At 71.0% G+C, this 2,235-nt stretch carries 3 protein-coding genes; 2 read left to right on the top strand and 1 reads right to left on the bottom strand.

Annotated features, from left to right (window positions below; translation table 11 throughout):
• Together GT354_RS53160 and GT354_RS50435 are read left to right on the top strand one after the other, a co-directional pair.
• Nucleotides 1–504 (top strand): hypothetical protein (locus GT354_RS53160; protein ID WP_202513193.1); only part of this gene is annotated, 504 nt, incomplete at its 5' end.
• 113 nt (nucleotides 505–617) lie between these two features.
• On the top strand, nucleotides 618–1,280 hold the full coding sequence (locus GT354_RS50435) for a hypothetical protein (RefSeq protein ID WP_161364975.1): 663 nt from the start codon (nucleotides 618–620) through the stop codon (nucleotides 1,278–1,280).
• 101 nt (nucleotides 1,281–1,381) lie between these two features.
• Here GT354_RS50435 and GT354_RS50430 read toward each other — a convergent pair.
• Nucleotides 1,382–2,235, bottom strand: an 854-nt coding sequence (locus tag GT354_RS50430; protein ID WP_161364972.1) for an ATP-binding SpoIIE family protein phosphatase, incomplete at its 5' end; no start/stop codon positions are given.

The following is a 2,235-nucleotide window of genomic DNA, read 5'->3' as shown; positions in this document are numbered from 1 at the left end:
GCGGAGCGCTGCCAGGACTGCGAGCCGGGCGGTGGTGGCGGCGGAACCACCGGCGGAGGTGGCACCACCGGTGGCGGCGGGACGGGCGGCGGGGGCGGTACGAGTACCCCCACCCGGCACGTTCGGCTGATCGGCACCACCGCGACCACCGACGCCGAAGGCATCTTCGGCGACAACAAGCACTGCACCGACGCCTTCGAGTACGAGCTGGCCGCCCCGATCGGACAGTGGACGGTGAGCCGGCGGGACAGCTTCTGCGGCGGCGAGGTGCGGTTGGAGACGTACGTGGACGTCTTCCCGGCGACCGACGGAACGATGCAGGCGGTGGTGCGCCTCAAGCTGTTCGAGGGGACCAACTACCAGACGCAGGACCTGGACGGCGAGGCGAGCAAGATCCTGCCGACCATCGCGGCGAGCGGGTCCGGCGGGGCGCTCGTGTACGTGCACAGCGGCGAGGGCGCCGCCGACGACGGCAAGTCGAACATCACCGTCGAGAACTTCTGAGCGCGTCGCAGCAACGATCGGACGGCGCGGCCCGGCCCGGGGGAAACGGACGGTGGCCGAGCGAGCGGCCGATCGACACGACAACGAACGAACCAACGAGGGGGATCGGATCCATGCGGGACAAGGTTTGGCGTCGGATACGCAAGGCGGCGGTGCTCACGGCCGGTACCACGCTGGCGGCGGGCATGCTCACGATCGGCTCCGCGTCGGCGGAGCGCTGCCAGGACTGCGAGCCGGGCGGCGGCGGGGGCGGCGGCACGGGGGGCGGCGGCACGACCACGCCGGTGGTCTACCGGCACGTCGGCCTGGAGGGCTGGGTGAACCTGTACGACCACGAGGGCGGCAGCAGCTACACGCGCTGTGAAGGCAGCGGCGGCGACTACTTCTGGTACGACCTGATGGCGCCGGTCGGCCGGTGGACCGAGAGCCGGCGGGACAGTTTCTGCGGCGGCGAGGTGCGGCTGGAAAGCCGGATCGAGGTCCGGCCGAACGCGGACGGCACGCTGGACTACCGGGGTTCGCAACTGCTCTACGAGGGCACCAGCACCTCGACCAACGACCTCGACGGCAAGGCGGCCATCCCGCAGGGCGCCCCGGTGGCGGCGGGGGGCACCACCGGCTTCGACGTCGCGGCCAAGAACGGCAACGAACAGGGGCACATCAACTTCGAGTTCGGCTCGACCGACGACGGTTTCCAGGTCTCGTTCAACTGGGTCCACGACGAGGGCGATCCCACCGACTTCACCGTCTCCCGGTTCCGAGTCCACAACGTCTGATCGGGCGCTCCGGCACGGGGTGGTGACGCCGGATGCGGCCCGAACACCGGTGCAACCGGGAGGTGTTCGGGCCGCTCGTCGGCGACAAACAGTAGGCCGTCCTACGGGATGTCCTGTTCGGCCCAGACGATCTTGCCGGTGGGGGTGCGGCACGAACCCCAGCCCCGGCACAGCATGTTGATCAACTGGAGCCCGCGGCCGCCTTCGTCGCTGAGCGACGAGTGTTGGATCTGGGGCAGATCCGGTCCGGTGTCGGAGAGTTCGACCACCAGGCGGTCGTGCCGCAGCAGTCGCAGTTGTCCCGGGGCGCCCCCGTAGCGCAGCGCGTTGCCGACGAGTTCGCTGACCACGAGTTCGGTGACGTCCGTGAGGTCTTCGAGGTGCCAGACGTCGAGCTGGTCCCGGACCAGCTTGCGGGCGGCGCCGGCCGCCGAGCCGTGCGCGGGCAGGTTCCACGTCTGCAGGTCGGTGCCCAGGAGCGTTTCCTGCGTGGCGGCCACCAGCATCACGGCCTCGTCGAACCGCGCGCCGCCGTCGGGTACGAGATCGCCGAGCGTACAGGCGTCCAACTCGGAGGGAGCCATCCCGGCGGCGCGCGTGCGCAGTCGGGCGAGTTGTACGTCTATGTCCTCGGTACGCGACTTGACCAGCCCGTCGGTGTAGAGCACGAGTCGGCTGCCCGGCGGGACGGACAGGCGCAGCGGGTCGTAGGGGATGACGCCGGCGCCGATGGGCGCGCCGACGGGCACGTCCACGAACGACGCGTGGCCGTCCGGAGTGATCAGCAGCGGCGGCGGGTGGCCGGCGCTGACCAGGGTGTAGGTGGCCTCGGCCGGGTCGTAGACGGCGCACAGACACGTGGCGACCTGGTCGTCCTCCAGGTCGCGCGCGGCCAGGTCGAGCCGGGCGAGCATGCGTTCGGGGGTCAGGTCGAGCGCCATCAGGGTCCGGGCGA

Origin of the sequence: Streptomyces sp. SID3343 (assembly GCF_009865215.1) — a bacterium.
Lineage (GTDB): Bacteria > Actinomycetota > Actinomycetes > Streptomycetales > Streptomycetaceae > Embleya.
The sequence above is the reverse complement of the archived record's forward strand: the minus strand, read 5'-3'. Positions and strand labels throughout refer to the sequence as shown.